Origin of the sequence: Desulfoprunum benzoelyticum, from assembly GCF_014201505.1 — a bacterium.
Taxonomy (GTDB): domain Bacteria; phylum Desulfobacterota; class Desulfobulbia; order Desulfobulbales; family Desulfocapsaceae; genus Desulfoprunum; species Desulfoprunum benzoelyticum.
Genome location: NZ_JACHEO010000009.1, coordinates 80939 through 100764 on the forward strand (window position 1 = coordinate 80939; position 19826 = coordinate 100764).

The window sequence follows — 19826 nt, forward strand, 5'->3', positions numbered from 1 at the left end:
GTTTCGGTTCACCCATTGGTCCGGGGGTGGGGAAAAGCGGCCCACAACCTTTCCAAACAGGGCGTGTTGCATTACAGGTCTTCTGAAATACCACAGCTGCGTACCGGAAGTGATGCTACCTTATTCAGGTTGAAAAGGTCAAGAACAGTATTTGACAGATCTGTATAAAAAATATTGCGACAATAATGTAATAAAATTGAACCTGATACCCGCTCGCAACCTACGGAATCGTGGCGGGTGGGTGGGTGCCTGTGGTGTCCGGGGGAATATTCCCTTGACAAGGAATTTTGCAAATTGTACTTAAAAATAAGGATGTTGTTCAATAATTAGAGAAAAATCCCCGCGGTTTCAAAACGTTGGGGCCTCTTCTGCACCAGACAGCATGATGGAAATGTGCTGCTGGCGTTTACGAGCCGAAAGGAGAAAAAATGGCAGACCAACCGACCGTACTGACCCCTGAAATGGATGATGTTGAGAATGACGGCAAGTCTCTGATCGTTGCCGAGGACAAGCTTCCCGAACGCCTGCTGATCATCCCGCTGCATGATCGGCCGCTGTTTCCGAAAATGATGGGGCCGATCATAATTGAGGATCCGGCTCTGCAGCAGGCCTTGATGGATGTCGAGGACAAGAACGCGCCGCTCTACCTTGGGCTTCTGCTCACCCAACCCTCCGAAGATTCGCTGCCCCGCATGCCGCAGAACGGCGATGATTTCTTCAAGGTGGGGGTCGTCGTCAGGGTCCTGCAGGTATCGGTAGCCAAGCCGGGGGCGCCGATGCAGCTGCTGGTTCAGGCCCTGGAGCGTTTCGATGTCGTCGAGGTCGAACGGATCAAAGGGGTGTTCCAGGCCGACGTCCAATACTGGCTTGACGGCAAGCCGGAAAATACCGAGGAAATAAAAGCCTACGCCGTGGCAATCATCGACTGCATCAAGGAGCTGGTCAATCTCAACCCCCTGTTCAAGGAAGGTCTGTCGCTGCTGATCGAGCGGATCAACCTCAGTGATCCCAGCGCCCTGGCCGACTTTTCGGCCTCGATGACGACCTCCTCCGGCACCGAGATTCAGCAGATCCTCGAAACCCGCGAAGTCCGGGTGCGGATCGAGGCGTCCCTGGTCCTGCTGAAAAAGGAACTGGAGATCACCAAGCTGAAGGCCCAGATCTCCAAACGCATAGAAGACCAGCTGTCGAAGCAGCAGCGTGAGTTTTTCCTCAAGCAGCAGCTGCAGGAGATCAAGAAGGAGCTCGGCCTGGCAAAGGATGAGGGCGAGAGCGAGATCGATAAATTCCAGCAGCGGCTGAAGAAACTCGTGCTGTCCGATGAGGCCAGGGAGCGGATTCAGGACGAACTGGAGAAACTGCGGCTGCTCGGCCCGGCCTCGGCCGAGTTCAACGTCAGCCGGACCTATCTCGACTGGCTGACGATCCTGCCCTGGGGGGTCTACACCGAAGATAACTATGATATCGACAAGGCCGCGGAAATTCTCAATAACGATCACTACGGCCTGGAGGATGTCAAGGACCGGATTCTCGAACTGATCTCGGTCGGCATCGTCAAGGGGGACATCTCGGGATCGATCATCCTCCTCATCGGTCCCCCAGGCGTCGGCAAGACCTCGGTCGGGCAGTCGATCGCCCGGAGCCTGGGCCGCGAATTCTACCGTTTCTCCCTCGGCGGCATGCGGGACGAGGCGGAAATCAAGGGCCACCGGCGGACCTATATCGGGGCGATGCCGGGCAAGTTCCTTCAGGCGATCAAGACCTGCAAGACCGCCAACCCGCTGATCATGCTCGACGAGATCGACAAGATCGGCGCCAGTTTCCACGGCGATCCGGCCTCGGCCCTGCTGGAGGTCCTCGATCCGGAGCAGAACAAGGATTTTCTCGACCATTACCTCGATGTCCGCTTCGATCTCTCCAAGGTCCTGTTCATCTGTACGGCCAACCAGATGGAAACCATCCCTGGCCCGCTGATCGACCGTATGGAGGTCATCCGTCTGCCCGGCTATATCATGGCGGAAAAGGTCGAGATCGCCAGACGCCACCTGATTCCCAAACAGCTGAAGCTCCATGGACTGACCAAGGACCAGGTCGTCTTCCCGAAACCGGTGCTGACCGCCATCGTCGACAGTTACGCCAGAGAGGCCGGGGTGCGTGGGCTGGAGAACTGCATCAAGAAGATCATGCGCAAGGCGATCAAGGAGATCGTCAAGGATCCGCAGAAGACCATGCGGGTCGGCAAGGACGATCTGACCGAGCTGCTCGGCAAGAAACTCTTCACCGAGGATCACGCCTACAAGAAGCCGCGGATCGGGGTGGTGACGGGACTGGCCTATACCAGCATGGGCGGGGCGACCCTCCACATCGAGTCGATCCCGGTGCCGACCGGCCAGCCCGGTTTCAAGCAGACCGGCCAGCTGGGCCAGGTCATGGTCGAATCGTCGGAGATTGCCTACAGCTATGTCCGCTCACTGCTGCAGGACAACAAGGAGGCGACGGAATTCTTCGCCAAGAATTTCATCCACCTCCATGTTCCGGCCGGAGCCACGCCGAAGGACGGCCCCTCGGCCGGTATCACCATGGCCTGTTCCCTCTACTCGCTCGCCGTCGGCAAGCCGCTGCCGGCCAGCACCGCGATGACCGGCGAACTGACCCTCAGCGGTCTGGTCATGCCGATCGGCGGCGTCAAGGAAAAGATCATCGCCGCGACCCGCGCCAAGATCGCCCAGGTCCTGCTGCCGAAGGAGAACAGGGAGGACTTCGATCTGCTGCCGGCCCATATCCGGGAGGGGATTACCCCCCATTATGTCGCGACTTTCAGGGATGTCCTGAAGTTCTGTTTTCACTGAAAAACGCAGTGGATGACCCGGTTTCGCAGGTTGTGACCGGGTCATTGGCCTCGCACTCGCGCTGGGATCAGTCGGGGAGGAGGTCGTAGTAGTAGGTCAGGATGTCGGTGCGGGTGACGATGCCGATGACCTCGCCGTCCAGGACTACCGGGACGTGGCCGATATTGTTGGTGACCATGATCTGCGCCGCCCTGGTCGGCGGGGCATCGGGGGCGATGGTCGCGATGTCGCGGGCCATGAAGGCCTTGACCGGGCTGTCCCACTGTCTTTCCTGTCTGACCCGCTTGAAATCCCAGAGGACGATGATCCCCTGCAGATCCCCGTTTTCGGCGACGAGCACCCCCCTGATCTTCTGTTCGGCCATGATCGCATGGACTTCGCGCATCGTGGTGTCGGGGGGCACGGTCGTCACCGGAAAGGACATGATGTCCGCGACCTTGACCGCCTCTTTCCGGCCCCTTTCGATCCGGTCGATGATCGCCTGCTTCAGCGCCTCGGGGGCATACTCCTTGAACTTGACCGTCGCCGATCCGGCCCCGGAGTGGCCACCGCCGCCGAAGGACTTCATGATCTGGCCGACGTCGATGCGGTCGACGCCGCTGCGGGCGATGACCGAGCTGCTGGTGTCGGTCTCGTTGGCGAAGATGACGAAGACGGCATCGACGTTGATGATCTTGCGGTACATGTTGACGACGTTGGCCAGCGCCACGACCTTGTCGTTGAGCCTGACGACGTTGATGGCCACTGAACTGTCGTTGAGCCGGCGTTTGTCGGTCTCCTTCATCAGCTCGAAAAGTATCTCCTTCTGTTTCTCCTCGTAGGGGGGGTTGAGGAAAAAACCGGCGACATGGAGATCGGCCCCGTTTTCCAGGAGATAGGCGGCGGCGTGGGCGTCTTCGGCGGTGGTCGAGGTGTAGGTGAGGTGGCCGGTGTCTTCATACAGCCCGATCAGCATGACCGTCGACACCAGCGGCGACAGGGTCATGACCCGTTTTTTCAGTTCCCGCACCATCAGGGTGACGGTGGCGCCGATGGCCTCCTGGCGGGACCAGTGGTAATGGATATCCCCACCGTTCATGTGGTGGTCCCAGAGGTGAACCTCAAGATCCTTGCGGTTCTTCAGTTTGTCCATCCGGTCCAGCCGCTGCCACCTGTCGGTATCGACGACGACCAGAGTGTCGACAAGGTCGTGTTCGACCTCATGCGGCAGGATGAGGTCGAAGGCCGTCTTATGCGTCGACAGGAAGCGGGCGACATTGGGATTGACCATCTTCGGAATCACGCCGATCGCATTGGGGTAGAGCAGAGTCCCGGCGATGACCGATGCGAGGCCATCGAAATCTGTGTTTTTATGAGTAGTTATGATTTGCATGGGGTTATGAAGTGCCTGTCTTCCGGAATGTGGAGGCAATATGATCAATCACGGTCGGTCTCCCGGCCCCTGCCGCCACGTTCTGCATATCATAGAATACACCGTTTTTTTGACAATGGGAAAAGGCCTGCAGCCGGCAGATAAATGGACGTAAAAGATTGATGCGGCTTTAGATTGTTCGGAAGCCCTTGTCCCCGGCGGTGATTCCCCGGGGACAAAGGATATGTCACGCCCGCCGCAGGAAATTGAGCGCCGAACCCGCCTTGAACCAGGCGATCTGCTCGGCGTTGAGGGAGTGGTTGAGGACGCTGTCCGAGATCGAGCCGTCGCGATGGTGGAGGACCAGCCGGACAGTACTGCCGGGCGCCAGTTCGGTGAGGCCGAGGAGATCGATCCGGTCGCCGTCCTGGACCAGATCGTAATCCTCGGGCCGGGTGAAGGTCAGGGGCAGGATGCCCTGCTTTTTCAGGTTGGTCTCATGGATGCGGGCAAAGGACCTGGTAATGACCGCCAGTCCGCCCATGTGGCGCGGACTCATCGCCGCATGCTCCCGTGACGAGCCCTCGCCGTAATTGGTGTCTCCGACCGCGACCCAGCTTTCTCCCGCCGTCTTGTAGGCCCTGGCGATTTCGTTGTAGGGCTGGATCTCGCCGTTTATCCCGTTGACCGCCTTGCCCGCCTCGCCGGTAAAGGCGTTGACTGCGCCGTTGAAGATATTGTTGGAGATATTGTCAAGGTGTCCCCGGAACCGCAGCCAGGGGCCGGCCGGCGAGATATGGTCGGTCGTACATTTGCCCCTGGCCTTCAGCAGCAGACGGAGGTTGCGGAAATCGGCGCCGCTCCAGGGCGGGAAAGGGTCGAGGATTGCCAGGCGCTCCGACTCCGGTCTGATCTTGATCTCGGTGCGTCCCCCGTTCTCGAGGGGGGCGAGGAAGCCGGCGACGTCGCGGACGAATCCGGCTTCGGGCACCTCATGGACGGCCTGCGGCGGGTTGAGCCGGAAAGTGCTGCCGTCGGCGGCCTTGATCTCGGTGGTATAGGGGTCGCGGCTGAAGTCGCCGTGGATGGCGTAGGCCAGGCAGGTCTCGGGACTGGCGATGAAACAGCAGGTCTCGGGGTTGCCGTCGTTGCGTTTGGGGAAGTTACGGTTGTAGGAGGTGATGATCGAGTTCTTCGTCCCCTTCTCCAGGCCCTCTCGGTTCCACTGGCCGATGCAGGGCCCGCAGGCGTTGGCGAGGACCGTCGCCCCGACCGCTTCGAGCCTGGCCAGCTGGCCGTCGCGTTCGATCGTCGCCCGCACCTGTTCCGATCCGGGGGTGATCAGCAGCGGCGTCTTCAGCCGCAGACCGCGGTCGGCGAGTTGTCCGGCCATCGCCGCGATTTTTTCCATATCCTCGTAGGAGGAGTTGGTGCAGGATCCGATCATGGCGTAGGATACCTTTTCCGGATATCCCCCGGCGGCGACGTGGGCGGCCATGCCGCTGACGGTCGTTGCCCTGTCGGGCGAATGGGGGCCGACGACATGCGGTTCGAGCGCGTCGAGATCGATTTCGATGACCTCGGCGAAATAGCGCGTCGGATCGGCAAGCACCTCGGGATCGGCCCGGAGCAGATCGGCATGTTGCCCGGCAAGTTCTGCGGCCTCCCTGCGGCCGCAGGATTGAAGATACAGCTGCATGCGCCGGTCGAACGGGAACAGCGAGGTCGTGGCCCCCAGTTCCGCCCCCATGTTGCAGATCGTGCTCTTGCCGGTGGCGGAGATGCTCTCGACGCCGTCGCCGAAGTATTCGAAGACCCGGTTGGTGCCGCCGGCACAGGTCAACACGGCCAGGAGCCGGAGGATGATATCCTTCGGGGCGGTCCATCCGTGCAACCGACCCTTGAGGTGGACGCCGACGATGTGGGGGTGGAGCACTTCCCAGGGCATGCCGACCATCACATCGACGGCGTCGGCGCCGCCGACCCCGGAGGCGAACGCCCCGAGGCCGCCGGCGTTGGGGGTGTGGGAATCGGTGCCGAGCATCATCAGGCCGGGAAAGGCGTAGCGTTCGAGGATGACCTGATGGATGATGCCGGCCCCCGGCAGCCAGCAGCCGAAGCCATAGCGCTGGGAGGCCGAGGTCAGGAAGTCGTAGACCTCCCGATTCTCATTGCGGGCGAGGGACAGATCGGGGCCCGCTCCCCGGTGGGCCCGGATCAGGTGGTCGCAATGGATGGTCACCGGCACCGCGGCCTCGTCCTTGCCGGCGAGCATGAACTGGAGGATGGCCATCTGGGCCGTTGCATCCTGGAGGGCGACCCGGTCCGGCCTGGTCTTGATATACCGGCCGGCCTCGAGCTCCGTCTCGGCCGGGGCGTCGAGGTGGCCGTAGAGGATCTTTTCGGTATAGGTCAGGGGGCGGGCCAATCTTTGGCGGACGATGGCGAGAGCGGTTGCCATTTTCCGGTACACTGTTTCAATATAGGCGGCGGTTGAATCGACTGAGGTCATCGGAGATCTCCTGATACAATAAAAGCCCTGTCGCTATCGACGACAGGGAATCGTGCTGAACAACAGCTTTGGGAGGGGTCGGGGTCAGGCCCGGATCTGTTCCTCTGCGAGCATCCGATCGATGAAATCGATGATAAACTGGCGTTGTCCGGGAGTGGCGTAGGCGGTACAGGGGCAGTGCAGGTTGCCGGTGCTGCGGACCAGGAATTCGAAGCGGACCTTGTCCCTTTCCACTTCGATGCCGATATGGAAAGGGCTGCACTGCCGGTGCTCGAGCTGGAGCGGTGACAGCAGGTCGGCAGGCAGCGGCAGCCAGTAGAGACCGATCACCGGCCCCTGGCGAAGGTTTCGCTTGAGGTAGGAATCTATATTGTCTCTTTCCATCGGCGACAATTCATCAATGACTATCTGGCGCATCGTGTATTCCGGAATTCGTGGTGGGGGTTGAGGATAAGGATAACCGGGGCAGGTCGGTGGCTGGGAACGGCGGCAGCGGCCTGCCCGTTTCCAGTCGGCAAAGGTATCCGCCCGGGGCAAAAAAAGCTATAAAAAGTCGGCGATTGTTGTTGATAATGGGCGCATTTCGCTGAAGCCGAGGCCAGGAACCCGGGCCGGATTACAGGTCGAGCCAGGTCGTGTCGGCATTGAGGTTTTCGCAACCCTCGTCACGGACGACCACCATGTTTTCGAGCCTGATGCCGCCCCAGCCGGGAAGATAGATGCCGGGCTCGACGGTAACCACCATGCCGGCCCGAAGCTGCTTGTGGTTCAGCGATGACAGGCGGGGGTCCTCGTGGACCGCCAGTCCGACCCCGTGGCCGAGGGCGTGGCCGAAGGCGTCGCCGTAGCCGGCCCCGGCGATGATGGCGCGGGCCGCCCGGTCGACCGCGCTGGCCCTGACTCCGGCCCGGATCGCCTCCATCCCGGCCAGTTGCGCCCGCCGCACCAGACGGTGCAGCTCCAGATAACGGTCATCGGCCCGGCCGGGGACGAAGGTCCTGGTCATGTCGGAGCAGTAGCCGTTCAGGACCAGGCCCATGTCGATCGTCAGCGGGCGGTTCTTTTCGACCGGCAGGACCCCGGGGACGGCGTGGGGCAGGGCGCTGCGGTCGGCCGAGGCGACGATCGACGGGAAGCTCGGCTGCTCCGCTCCATGGTGCCGCATCGCCGTTTCGATCGCCAGGGCGATGTCGATCTCGCTCCGGCCGGGTTGGATGGCGGGGAAGATTTCACTGAACACCTGTTCGTTCAGCCTGACCGAGCGGCGGATGCAGTCGATTTCTTCCTCGTCCTTGATCAACCGCATGTTCTCGACCAGCCCCCTGAGGGGGACCATGGTGATCCCGGCCTTGGCCAGTCCTTCCGCCAGCATCGTCGCCGTCGAGTGCAGGGTGTAGTGGCTTTCGAAGGCCAGTTTTCTGACCCCGAGATCCGGCAGCAGGCGGAGCAGAAGCCTCGGCAGACCGCGGGGGTAGAGCACCACCGTCGCCCAGGGCACGTCCTGCTCGGCCTGGAGGCGGTAGCGGAAATCAGTCAGCAGATACACCCCGCCCTTGGCCGGGATGAGCAGGACGCCGGAGGTCTCGGCGATCCCGTGATCACTCCCGGTATAGCCGCACAGATAGCGCCGGTTTTCGGGCTGGGTGATGAGGATGGCGTCGATCTGCTGGCGCCGGAGGCCCGCCTGCAGTCTCTTTATCCGCTTCGCATAGTCCATGAGGGGGAGATCCAGTGGATTGTTTTCAGCAGGCGGGGTGAGGTCGGGTCAGTGCAGGGTGGCGAAGGTCTGCCGGATCAGTTCCTTGCGCTGGTCGAGGGCCTGGGTGTACTGATTGTTGAGATCCCCTTGTATCCGCGCCAGTTCTTCCCGATATTGCGGATGCAGCGCCGGATTGAGCGAGGCGGTCGCAGGGGCCTCGCCTCCCCTGCGGGCCATCTGCTGGCCGAGTTGCGTTCTGATGGCGTCATCGAGCTGCTTGATGGTCTGTTCCCGGTGCTGTCCGTACTGCTCGAGCAGCTGCTGCAGTTCGGCGCAGATCGCTGCGAGCTGGGCGCCGCCCAGACTGATGACGCCCTTGAGGGCGAGGAGGCTGGTGGCCTTCAGTTGCTCGTCGCGGGGCAGGGTGATGTTGCGCAGCAGCGTATCCACCATGCCCTGGCGGATGGCGGCTGCTTCAGCCTGGCCATTTTCCGCCGGCGCCGCAGCGAGATCGGTGACCTTGCCGTTGAGGAAATCGGCGGCCAGCCGCATCCCCTTTTTCTGGAATTCCTCATTGTCGGATTGTGTGGTGGAGGAGGCGGTCATCCGTGCGGCCCGCTCCAGGACCATTTCGAGGGTGCTCTTGATTTCTGCCATTGAAGACCTGTCTGTCAAAAGATTGAGTGATGTGCTGTCGATCCGGTAAAATGTACAACAGCATGGTGGCTATGGCAAAGGAAAAGCATGACGGTCAGCGGCGGACCATTCGGGCGGCGAAGAAGCCGTCGATGGTGGCGTCGGGCCGGGGGGCGAAGCAGCGATCGGCGATAAACCGGCCGGCGGCGGACGGCAGCAGCGGTTCGGGATCGGTGAGCCGGAACTGGTCGTGGCGGAGGAGAAAGAGGCGGATGACCTCTTCGTTCTCTTCCGGTTCGAGGGAGCAGGTGGCATACACCAGGATTCCGCCCGCGGCCGTCATGGCGGCAGCCTGGTCGAGGAGTTCCAGCTGGGTCGCCTGGTAACGGAGAAGGTCCGCCTCCGTCCGGTTCCAGCGGATGTCCGGGTGCCGGCCGGTGACGCCGGTGCCGGAGCAGGGGGCGTCGACCAGGATGCCGTCAAAGGGACCATCACCGGCGGCAACGAGGTCCTGGAGGGTACACTGCCGGGTCGTGCAGCCGGTACCGGGGTACAGGCGCTGCAGGTTTTCGCCCAGTTTCCGGTAGCGGTACGGGTCCGGTTCGATGGCGGTGATCCGGAGCGCAAGATCATGTTCCAGTTCAATGAGATGACAGGTCTTGCCGCCGAGGCCGGCACAGGCATCGAGATAGCGTCCCCCGGGACGGAAAGGGCCGAGCAGCAGCGGGGCGAGCTGGGTCGCCTCGTCCTGGACCAGGAAGTGGCCGGCGGCATATCCCGGGAGGAGGGGGATGGCGCCCTGGCAGTCGGGCAGGGCGAGGGCCTGCGGGGCGAAAAGGCCGTCGCGGCAGGCAATGCCGGCCGAAGTGAGGCTCATCCTGTACTGCTCCCGCGTCGTTGCGGTTCCGTTGATCTTCAGTACCAGGGTAGGTTCTTCGTTGTTGCTGGCGCAGATGCGGCGCATCTCGTCCTCCCCGAACCGTTGCCGCCAGCGGTTCGTGAGCCAGGCGGGATGGTTGAGCCAGGGCCGGCCCGATTGAGGATCGGTGTCGATCCCGGGCAGGGTCGGCCGCTGCCGGATGCTTTCCCGCAGGATGCCGTTGACGAATCCCTGGAGCCGTTGAGGCAGGCCTGCCGCCTTCACCGCCTGGACCGTTTCGTTGACCGCCGCCGATTGCGGGATGCGGTCGAGGCGGAGGAGTTGGAACAGCCCGACTTCCAGGCTGTGGAGGATGAAAGGGTCGAACTTGTGGCGGGGGTGGCGGCAGAGGCGGTCCATCAGGGATTCCAGATATTGGCGGTGGCGCAGGACCCCGTAAACGATGGTCATTGCCAGGCCGCGGTCAGCCGCCGGCACTCGGCACTCGACGCCGATCCCCTCCAGCAGCGGCTTGACCGGAGAACGGCTGCGCTCCATCCGGCAGAGGGTTTCAATGGCGGCATAACGGGCGGTTTTCGGGGGTTTCCGGTTTTTTTGCGGTATCCTGGGCACGGGTGCTGGCGGTCGGGTGAGGGTTGAGGCGCGAAGTTGTGATGAACGGCGAAGAGAACGCAGATTGGAGAGCAACGGCGATGCGTTTCTACAGTTACCTGGGAAGAGGAGGAAAAGCAAACGGAAAGTATTTCTCCAAAATGGATACCCCGTTTTTCAATGAGATCACTGGTTGCTCGGCATGAAACGATTGTGATATTATGAAATTGGATGGTTTATAACGGCAGCAGATGTCACTTTTACTCGGATTGTGTCACTGCAAACGATTGAAAAAATGCAGTTTCCGAGAAAAGCCGCTTGGTGGATAATCCATGTACCGGCCATATCACTCACCGGCTTTGCCGATGCGTATTGACTCATTCTTTGTGCGACGCGGACAGGAAGTTCCATGGAAGTATTAATGAACCAGTCCCAGGGCAGGTTGGACGAAAATTCCGCAGGTGAGGAAGGGTACAATCTGATCCGTCAGTTGGAACTCCTCATTCCCGCAGTTTCTGCACGCATCCTGAAAACTTCCACCGACACTCTCGACGAGGTCATTTACTCCTCCCTCCAAGAAATCATCCAGCTGCTGAAACTGAGTCGCGGCGGGCTGCTCGAAGTCTCGGAAGGAATCTGCAAAGTAAAAATCTCACACGCCTGGTTTGATGTAGATGTGGAGGTCGTACCCAATACGATCGATCTCTCGCAACTGTTTCCATGGAGTTACCGTCAACTTGTCAGGGACTGTACAACGGTGGCTATAACCAGCCTGGACTCCTTGCCCGCGGAAGCAGCAACAGATAAGCAATCCTTTGCCCAAATGGGCGTACAATCATCATTGACCATCCCCCTGCTCATCGGTCACCGCGTTCATCATCTCATCGTGGTGCATGCAGTGAAGCAACAATGGACTTGGCCTGAACCTTTGATTACCTCTTTGCGGCTCCTCGGGGAGATATTCGTCAGTGCCCTGGATCGACGCGATGTGTTCCGATCATTGGAAATTTATCAGGCTCGTCTCGAGATAGCGGCTGTTTCGGCCGAGGTCGGACTCTGGGAGTTGGATCCGGTCACCGGAAACATATGGGCAACCAACAGTGCCAAAGTACTGTTTGAGTTTGGCCAGGATGAACAGATAACCCTCTCCAATTTGCTCGACAAGATTCATCCCGACGATCGCAGCCTGGTTGTCGAGACAGTCGACAAAGCCATTGATGCTGATACGGAATCATACGTGGAATACCGGTTACCAAGAGCCGATGGGGAAATTCGCTGGCTGCTGTCTCGAGGTCGCGTTCATCAGAAGGGGGCAACTGCGTCCAAGTATCTGGTAGGCGTGACTGCGGATATCACTTCACGGAAGCAGATGGAGCACAAGCTTCATGAACAGTTTCGAGAAATTAACAGACTGCGTGAATTGCTCGAACATGAAAACACTCTATTGCGATCAGAGGTCGGACTCAACGAAGATAAATATAGTTTTCTCAGTGTCAGTTCTGCCATGCAGGGCGTTAAATTGCATATTGAGCAGGTTGCCAACACCGGCAGTACAGTGCTCATCCAAGGGGAAACAGGCACCGGCAAGGAGTTGGTCGCCCAGGCTATCCATCGACTCAGCGATCGAAGCAAACGGTTGATGGTCACGGTGAACTGTGCGGCGTTGCCGTCGGCACTCATCGAGAGTGAACTTTTCGGTCGGGAAAAGGGCGCCTTTACCGGTGCACTCAGCCGGCAGAAGGGGCGGTTCGAATTAGCCCACGAATCGACCTTGTTTCTCGATGAGATCGCCGAAATGCCGCTGGAGACGCAGGCCAAGTTGCTGCGAGCGCTGCAGAATGGGGTTTTTGAACGACTCGGCAGCCCCGTCAGCATCAAGGTCGATGTGCGTATCATCGCCGCCACCAATCGCAATCTTTACGAGGAGGTCGAGGAGGGCCGGTTTCGTCGTGATCTTTATTATCGCCTGAACATCTTTCCCATTCAGGTGCCGCCGCTACGGGATCGTGTCGAGGATATTCCGCCGTTGGTGTGGAAATTCGTAAGTGAGTTTGGTCAGAATATGGGGCGGAAGATCAGTCGAATTGCCAGTCAGGACATGGCCAGGCTCATGGCCTACTCCTGGCCGGGAAACGTTCGTGAACTCCGCAACGTCGTTGAGCGGGCCATGATCACCAGTCAAGGAAAATCGCTTGATTTGACGCATTTTGATTTGGCTCCACCTCGCCCCTTGCATCCTTCGATAATGACTCTTGAGGAGGTTGAATGCCGGCACATTCAGGACGCCATCGGGTTCACTTCTGGAAAAATTAAAGGAAAAGGCGGGGCGGCTGAAATTCTGGGGCTTCATCCGTCCACCTTGTATTCACGCATGCGTAAACTGAACATACAATGCAACGCTATAAAGCTCCGGGGTGATATCTCGTCTCTCTAGGGGATGATATTTCAACCATTTGCTTCATCCACCCGCCTCTGCATTCGCTCGCTCGATATAAAAAATCCTTAAATCAAGTACATAGGTAAATATTTGCAGTATGCTCCAAAATGGAGCTTCTTTTGCAATATTTCACTTATGCTTCTTTCCCTCATCACCATATACCCCTTTCCGGGAGATGAATCGAAGATCATCGACGTCCTCGATTCGATGCAGGGGGTCGTTACCACCAAGGCTGATTGCCAGGGTTGTTTCCTCACGGTCGAGGCGATAACGGGCAGGTCGATCTGCTATATGGAGCGATGGCGCACACGCGAAGCTCTTGACAGGCATCTGCGTTCGCCCCTCTACCGCCAGATACTGGAGGTGATCGAGCTGTCGCGGGGCCAACCCACGTTCGAGTTTCTTGAAGTGAAAGAGCTGGGTGGTCTGAGTCTGGTCGAGCAGGCCAGGGTCCTGAATCCGGTCACCGAAAACAGCACCAAGGAGACTTGACAGTGAAGAGGGATACGGTTTCGGGCTGCTCTCGGCAGGAGTTTCGGATGGCTCAGGTTTGAAGCCGAAATTGCCACGCAGGAAAACGATATCAACAACTTCGAGGACAGGGGAGTCGGAGGAAGAACATTCAAGAATGTAGACACGACGATCGATTCCCTGATGCTCAACGGATATGTCGATATACCGTGAGCGTCTACGACTACGAGGTTGACGAGACTGTGTTCGCATACAGACTGGCGGCCGGTGCATCCTATCAGTTCAACGACAACTGGGGAACTGAACTGGCATACGAGTACCTGGCAACCGATAATATCTCCTATAACCTGATCGAAGTGGAAGACATTTCCAGCAGCAATCTCGTGCTCTCTCTGAAATTCATGTTTTAAAAGGATCGCCGGGGGGGTTCCGGCCTGCCACCGGAGTCTATCGTCAGACACACCAGATTACAGAGAGTGCTATCCGATTGCCGGTATAGAAAGTGGCAATGAGTCAGTAGACGTGTATCAAGGGTTGATATTTCGTCCTTGGCAATCTGCATCTCCGGCTGAGGACTGTGTGACAAGAATGAGAGATTCGGAAATCGGCAGCTGCTTCTTTTGAAAAACCATCTCACCGGAAAAAGGACATATCATGCGACACTGGACCTTCCGCACAATCATGGCCGTGATGTTCTGGATGATGGCATCCCCGGCGACAATGAGCATCGCCTCCGAGCCGGCCGATCCCGGCTGGCCGCGACTGCTGCAGGCCGATGGCAGGGAACTGTTGATCTACCAGCCCCAGGTCGATTCCTGGACGGATTACAGGGCCCTGCATTTCCGCTGCGCCATATCGGTCAAGACCGGTAAGGGTGCCAAAGAGCGTTTCGGAGTGGCGGAGATCGAGGCGGAAACCGTTGTCGACCAGGCCAACCGGGTGGTGGCGCTGCTGCCGAAAACCCGTGAGCTGCGCTTTCCTAACACCTCCGATTCCGAGGCACAATCGCTGCGCCGGACGGTAGATGAGCTGCACCCGCCTGGTCAGCCCTTGACGCTGTCGCTCGATCGGGTTCTCGTCTACATTGACCCCGCCAAGCACCAGCAGCAGCAGGTTGTCCAGCTGAATCTCGACCCGCCCCGGATATTTTTCAGCAGCCGGCCGGCCATCCTGCTGATGTTCCAGGGCGATCCCCAGTTGCAGCCGGTGGTGAAGGATAAACCCGATCTGATGTTTGCATTGAATGCCAACTGGCCGGTCTTTTATGACGCCACCAAGCAGCAGTATTATCTCCTCAACGGAGACAACTGGCTGCTGGCAACCGATGCCCTCCGCGGGCCGTGGTTGCCGACGGGGAATCTCCCCCGCGGTTTATCTTCATTGCCGCCGGACGAGAACTGGTCCGAAGTACGGAAACACGTCCCCGGTAAACGGATATCAACGCCTCCGGCGATCTATATCAGCGCCGAACCGGCGGAATTGATCCTGACCAAGGGGGACCCCACGTACAGCCCTGTCGCCGGCACCGGATTGATGCGGGTGACGAACACCGAATCGACGCTGTTCCTCCATACCGGCGACCGGCACCATTATCTGCTGGTTGCCGGCCGCTGGTTCAGAGCGAACTCCCTGGAAGGACGATGGTCGGGGGCAAGCACTGACCTGCCCGCCGATTTCGCTCGGATTCCCGATGACAATCCGGCTGCCTACGTCAAATCCTCGGTACCCGGCACAACCGAGGCCAAGGATGCCGTACTGCTCGCCTCGATTCCGACCAAGACCGTCATCTCCGCTAACGCCCCGCCGGCAGTGCAGGTGACATACGTCGGCCAGCCGCAGTTTCAGGTCATCGAAACGACACCGGTCAAATATGCCGTCAACTCAACCAACGCGGTTTTCCTGGTCAACGGCAGCTACTATTGCTGTTATGCCGGTGTCTGGTACTCCAGCAGCAGCGCAAACGGTCCCTGGGCCTACTGCACGAATGTTCCAGCGGCTATCTACACCATTCCTCCGTCCCACCCAACCCACAACGTGACCTATGTTGTTGTTCAGAGCAGTACGCCGACGACCGTGGTCTACACCCAGACTGCCGGGTACAGCGGCGAGTATGTCGCGGCCACCGGGGTGCTGATGTTCGGCGCCGGCATGGTGGCCGGCGCGATGATCGCCGACAGCCATCACCAGCACTATTATCCGGTGCCCTACTCGTACGGCTGGGGCGCTCGCTACGATTATCACCACGGTGGCTACTACCGGGCCGGGAGTGTCGCCTATGGACCATACGCCGGAGGCGGTTCACACGTGGCCTACAACCCACGAACCGGGACCTACTCCCGAGGAGCGTATGCCTATGGTCCGGGCGGCAGCGCTGCGACCCGCCAGGCCTACAACCCGTATACCGGAACCAGGGCTGCAGCCACCCGGGTCGACACCGCCTATGGATCGGCAGGGAGAGCTGCCGCCTACAACCCCCAAACGGGCAACGCTGCCCGTGGTGGCTATCGCAGCAATGACCGGGGTAGTGCCGCGGCGGTGCAGACCAACAGGGGCACGGGAGCCGTTGGCGTCCAGTCGAGCAGCGGGGGCGGAGCGGCGGCATGGGATACCCGAAAGGGCCAGGGCGCCGCCGTCAAAGACAAGGAGGGCAATGTCTATGCCGGCAGGGATGGGAACGTCTATAAACGTGACAACTCCGGCAACTGGAGTTCCAACACCGGCAGCGGCTGGCAGTCGACGAGCAGGCCACAGGCCACCCGCGAGCTCAATGCCCAGGCCGGCACCAGGAGCCGCGGCAATCAGATGCACAGAAGATCGAGATGAGGAATAACCGCCATCGTATCGTGTTGACAATACAGTCGTAAGGGTGACAGCCGGAGCAGAAGTCACGCTGGACGAGGAAAATCTCTAATCGATAAAAACGATGTTCAATGACGCAATAGTATCGAAACGTAAAAAGGCAGAAAAAACATCTAAGCGGAGGAAACACGATATGATTTCACGCCACAATACCAACAAGGTTCTTCTGCTGCTTCCCGCCGCGGCCATGGCCCTGTTTGGCCAGGCAGCAACAGCCACTGCCGGCGACCAAACCGGTTGGCAATTCGAAACGACCCTGTATGGCTGGTATGCCGGCATGGACGGCACAATCATCAGTCCTGGCCCGGCTGGGGCTGAGGGTGACCTGGAGGTCGACGCCTCGGATATTCTCGACAACCTGCAGATGGCCTTCATGGGCACCCTTGAGGCCCGTCACGACAAGTGGGCGATCATCACCGATCTGGTCTATCTCAACATGAGCGATGATGCCACTACCAGCCTGAAGATCGGCCCGGAACCGGGGCGGCCGGTCAACGCCACCGCCGATCTCGATTTCTCCTCCTGGATAGTGAACGCCGGCATCGGCTATGACCTTGCCGAGGGTGATTGGGGCCGGCTCGGCCTGATCGGCGGAGCACGCTACCTCTCCGTCGATATCGAAGGTGACTTCAACCTGGGTGGGCCTTACGGCCTGAACCGGTCGGAATCCAAGGACTTCTGGAACGGTTTCATCGGTCTGCGGGGAGCAATCTTCCTGAGTGAGAACTGGTATCTTCCCTACTATGCCGATATCGGTACCGGTGACTCGGATCTCACCTGGCAGTTGTTCGCCGGTATCGGCTACCGCTTTGGCTGGGGCGATGTCAAGGCTGGGTACCGCTACCTGGGCTTCGAGCAGGACGGGGACGGGATCGTCGAAGATATGGCTGTCAGCGGACCCGCAATGGGTGTGGTGTTCCGATTCTAGGAGGCTATCGGATTTGCTGAGCCAGCCGCACAACAATACGACGATTCGGAGATGTACGTGAACGACAGGAGAAACATCTAACCGTGAGAAGCGATCCAAATTTATTCGATATTTTCAGAAGAGGAGAAGAACATGAAGAGGCAGGACAAGAAATTTACTCACCTCAAAGCATGTGCTACCGCAGGCGCCTTGCTCATGGGAAGTCTGGGAACGACCAGTGCCCATGCGGCTCCGGACCGTACTGTTCTGCCGATCCCTGAACCGTCCAACCCCAACAGCACCGTGCTTGACGTCCGCAAGGCCACGCCGCCGGATCGGTTTGAGGTCAAGGCACCGGCCGGCGCTCCCAACGTGATCATCGTGCTGATAGATGACCTGGGTTTTGCGGGAACCAGCACGTACGGCGGGCCGATCGCGACCCCGACCTTTGACCGTCTGGCCAGCCAGGGATTGATCTACAACAACTTCCACACCACCGCTGTTTCCTCACCGACGCGCACTGCGATTAAGAGCGGCCGCAACCACCATGTCAACAACATGGGCGGGATCATCGAAACAGGTACGGCATTTCCCGGCAATACCGGCCAGATTCCCAACGAGGTCGCTCCGGTCGCCGAAATGCTGCGCCTCAACGGCTACAGCACGGCCGCGTTCGGCAAGTGGCACGAGACCGCGGCCTGGGAGGCCAGTGTCTCAGGGCCGTTCGATCGCTGGCCAACGCGCCAGGGCTTCGACAAGTTCTATGGCTTCCTGGGTGGCGAGACCAATCAGTGGGCGCCGTTCATCTACGACGGCACCCACCAGGTCGAGTTGCCCGAGGACCCGAAGTATCATTTCCTCACCGATATGACCGACCAGTCGGTGGCCTGGGTCAAATACCAGAAGGCCCTGACACCAGACAGGCCGTTCTTCATTTACTATGCCCCCGGTGCGGTGCATGCGCCGCACCACGTCCCGCAGGAATGGATCGACCGGTGGAAGGGCAAATTTGACCAGGGCTGGGACAAGATGCGCGCGGAGATCCTGGCGCGACAGATCAAGCTCGGCATTGTCCCCGAGGGCACAAAACTTGCGCCCAAACCAGAGGCGATCCCGGACTGGGATACGTTGTCAGCCGATCAGAAACGCCTGTTCGCCCGCCAGTTCGAAGTGTTCGCCGCCTTCCTGGAAATGACCGACCACGAGGTCGGCCGGCTTCTCCAGGCGGTGAAGGACACCGGCCAGGGCGATAACACAATGGTCTTCTATGTTGCCGGTGACAATGGCACCAGCGCCGAGGGCGGCGCCAACGGCATGTTCAACGAAATGACCTATTTCAACGGTGTACCGGAGAAGGTCGAGGACATGCTCAAGTCCGTCGACAAATGGGGCGGGCCAGAGACTTACCCGCACATGGCCGCGGGCTGGGCCGTGGCCTTGGACACCCCTTACCAATGGACCAAGCAGGTGGCCTCGGACCCCGGCGGGACCAAGGTCGGCATGGCCGTTTATTGGCCCAAAGGGATCAAGAGCAAGGGTGAGCGTCGCACACAGTTTCACCACGTCATCGATGTCGCTCCGACCATTCTGGAGGCAGCCGGCTTGCCGGAGCCGAAGATGGTCAACGGCGTGCAGCAGCGGCCGATGGATGGCGTGAGCATGGCCTACAGCTTCAACGATGCCAAGGCAAAGGATAAGCATAGTACCCAGTACTTCGAGATGTTCGGCAACCGTGCCATGTACCACGAGGGCTGGTTCGCCCGGACCATCCACAAGGCGCCATGGGAGATGAAACCCCGCCGTCCGCTGACTGAAGACATCTGGGAGCTGTATGACACGCGCAATGACTTCAGCCTGGTGAACGACCTGGCGGCGAAGAACCCGGAGAAGCTCGCGGAGTTGCAGGCCCTGTTCATGAAGGAGGCTGAGAAGAACAAGGCGCTTCCTCTTGATGATCGCGTTTTTGAGCGCGTCAACGCAGAACTGGTGAACCGCCCCGATCTGATGGCCGGGCGAACCTCGATCACGCTGGCCGAAGGCATGACGGGCATGACCGAGAACGTCTTCCTCAACATCAAGAACAAGTCCAAAATCATCACTGCTGAGGTTGAGGTCCCGGAAGGGAAAACGGCCAACGGTATCATCATTGCACAGGGCGGCCGATTCGGCGGATGGGCCCTCTACGTCAAGGATGGCACTCTTGCCTACGCTTACAACTTTCTTGGCCTGCAGAGCTTCACCATTGCGGCGACGGAGAAGTTGAAGCCCGGCAGGTCGACACTCCGTTTCGACTTTGCCTATGACGGCGGCGGTCTGGGCAAGGGCGGCACGGGTTCGCTGTTCGTGAACGACACGAAGGTCGCGGAGGGCCGCGTCGATCGTACCCAACCCATGATTTTCTCGGCGGATGAAACCGCCGATGTCGGCATCGATCTTGCCACACCGGTGGTTGAGTCGATCGGGTCGGAAGCTAAATCGAAATTCACCGGCAGAATCCCCAAGGTCACCGTTGAAGTGAAGGAAATGAAGAATGCGGAAAAAGCGCTGGAGAACAAGCTCCGTACTGAGACCACGCAGAAGAAGGTGATGGCTGATTAGATCGATAATCGGTTGGGGGAGAGCCTGCTCTCCCCA

At 59.5% G+C, this 19826-nt stretch carries 13 protein-coding genes; 7 read left to right on the forward strand and 6 right to left on the reverse strand.

Features of this window, described 5'->3' with window-relative positions; genetic code table 11:
- Positions 1-428 precede the first annotated feature (428 nt).
- Positions 429-2849, forward strand: a complete 2421-nt coding sequence (lon, locus tag HNQ81_RS09250; RefSeq protein ID WP_183350633.1) for an endopeptidase La — start codon at positions 429-431, stop codon at positions 2847-2849.
- A gap of 67 nt (positions 2850-2916) precedes the next feature.
- Here lon and HNQ81_RS09255 read toward each other — a convergent pair whose 3' ends face one another.
- From HNQ81_RS09255 to rsmB, 6 genes are all read right to left on the reverse strand, one after another.
- Complete coding sequence (locus HNQ81_RS09255; protein WP_183350635.1) at positions 2917-4221, reverse strand: CBS domain-containing protein; 1305 nt, start codon at positions 4219-4221, stop codon at positions 2917-2919.
- Positions 4222-4447: 226 nt separating this feature from the next.
- The gene (locus HNQ81_RS09260; protein ID WP_183350637.1) at positions 4448-6712 is read right to left on the reverse strand and encodes an aconitate hydratase; all 2265 of its coding nucleotides are present in this window, start codon (positions 6710-6712) and stop codon (positions 4448-4450) included.
- Positions 6713-6796: 84 nt separating this feature from the next.
- The gene (locus HNQ81_RS09265) at positions 6797-7129 is read right to left on the reverse strand and encodes a hypothetical protein (RefSeq protein ID WP_183350638.1); all 333 of its coding nucleotides are present in this window, start codon (positions 7127-7129) and stop codon (positions 6797-6799) included.
- Between the two features lie 199 nt (positions 7130-7328).
- Positions 7329-8429, reverse strand: coding sequence for a M24 family metallopeptidase (locus tag HNQ81_RS09270; protein ID WP_183350640.1), 1101 nt, complete (start codon positions 8427-8429; stop codon positions 7329-7331).
- Between the two features lie 48 nt (positions 8430-8477).
- Complete coding sequence (locus HNQ81_RS09275; RefSeq protein WP_183350642.1) at positions 8478-9068, reverse strand: DUF6657 family protein; 591 nt, start codon at positions 9066-9068, stop codon at positions 8478-8480.
- 94 nt (positions 9069-9162) lie between these two features.
- Entirely contained in the window at positions 9163-10539 is a 1377-nt protein-coding gene (rsmB, locus tag HNQ81_RS09280; RefSeq protein WP_183350644.1) for a 16S rRNA (cytosine(967)-C(5))-methyltransferase RsmB, read from the reverse strand.
- Positions 10540-10927: 388 nt separating this feature from the next.
- Here rsmB and HNQ81_RS09285 point away from each other — a divergent pair, with 388 nt between their 5' ends.
- From HNQ81_RS09285 to HNQ81_RS09310, 6 genes are all read left to right on the forward strand, one after another.
- Positions 10928-12952, forward strand: a complete 2025-nt coding sequence (locus tag HNQ81_RS09285; protein WP_205240288.1) for a sigma 54-interacting transcriptional regulator — start codon at positions 10928-10930, stop codon at positions 12950-12952.
- Positions 12953-13090: 138 nt separating this feature from the next.
- Positions 13091-13447: a putative quinol monooxygenase gene (locus HNQ81_RS09290; RefSeq protein ID WP_183350646.1), complete on the forward strand. Its 357-nt coding sequence runs from the start codon at positions 13091-13093 to the stop codon at positions 13445-13447.
- 188 nt (positions 13448-13635) lie between these two features.
- Positions 13636-13836 (forward strand): outer membrane protein, encoded by a 201-nt coding sequence (locus tag HNQ81_RS09295; RefSeq protein ID WP_183350648.1) that lies wholly within the window; start codon positions 13636-13638, stop codon positions 13834-13836.
- A gap of 244 nt (positions 13837-14080) precedes the next feature.
- A complete protein-coding gene (locus tag HNQ81_RS09300) occupies positions 14081-16249 on the forward strand; it encodes a TrbL/VirB6 family protein (protein WP_183350650.1) in 2169 nt (722 codons plus the stop codon).
- Positions 16250-16418: 169 nt separating this feature from the next.
- Positions 16419-17213 carry a hypothetical protein gene (locus HNQ81_RS09305; RefSeq protein WP_183350652.1) on the forward strand — a complete coding sequence of 265 codons (795 nt, stop codon included), beginning with the start codon at positions 16419-16421 and terminating at the stop codon, positions 17211-17213.
- Positions 17214-17408: 195 nt separating this feature from the next.
- On the forward strand, positions 17409-19790 hold the full coding sequence (locus tag HNQ81_RS09310; RefSeq protein ID WP_353740486.1) for an arylsulfatase: 2382 nt from the start codon (positions 17409-17411) through the stop codon (positions 19788-19790).
- Positions 19791-19826 lie beyond the last annotated feature (36 nt).

Bases quoted from the DNA above. Each gene is read 5' to 3' on its own strand.
- lon (WP_183350633.1), top strand. From the start codon at position 429: ATGGCAGACCAACCGACCGTACTGACCCCTGAAATGGATGATGTTGAG.
- HNQ81_RS09300 (WP_183350650.1), top strand. From the start codon at position 14,081: ATGCGACACTGGACCTTCCGCACAATCATGGCCGTGATGTTCTGGATG.
- HNQ81_RS09305 (WP_183350652.1), top strand. From the start codon at position 16,419: ATGATTTCACGCCACAATACCAACAAGGTTCTTCTGCTGCTTCCCGCC.
- HNQ81_RS09255 (WP_183350635.1), bottom strand. From the start codon at position 4,221: ATGCAAATCATAACTACTCATAAAAACACAGATTTCGATGGCCTCGCA.
- HNQ81_RS09275 (WP_183350642.1), bottom strand. From the start codon at position 9,068: ATGGCAGAAATCAAGAGCACCCTCGAAATGGTCCTGGAGCGGGCCGCA.
- HNQ81_RS09290 (WP_183350646.1), top strand. From the start codon at position 13,091: ATGCTTCTTTCCCTCATCACCATATACCCCTTTCCGGGAGATGAATCG.
- HNQ81_RS09260 (WP_183350637.1), bottom strand. From the start codon at position 6,712: ATGACCTCAGTCGATTCAACCGCCGCCTATATTGAAACAGTGTACCGG.
- HNQ81_RS09285 (WP_205240288.1), top strand. From the start codon at position 10,928: ATGGAAGTATTAATGAACCAGTCCCAGGGCAGGTTGGACGAAAATTCC.
- HNQ81_RS09265 (WP_183350638.1), bottom strand. From the start codon at position 7,129: ATGCGCCAGATAGTCATTGATGAATTGTCGCCGATGGAAAGAGACAAT.
- HNQ81_RS09310 (WP_353740486.1), top strand. From the start codon at position 17,409: ATGGGAAGTCTGGGAACGACCAGTGCCCATGCGGCTCCGGACCGTACT.
- HNQ81_RS09270 (WP_183350640.1), bottom strand. From the start codon at position 8,429: ATGGACTATGCGAAGCGGATAAAGAGACTGCAGGCGGGCCTCCGGCGC.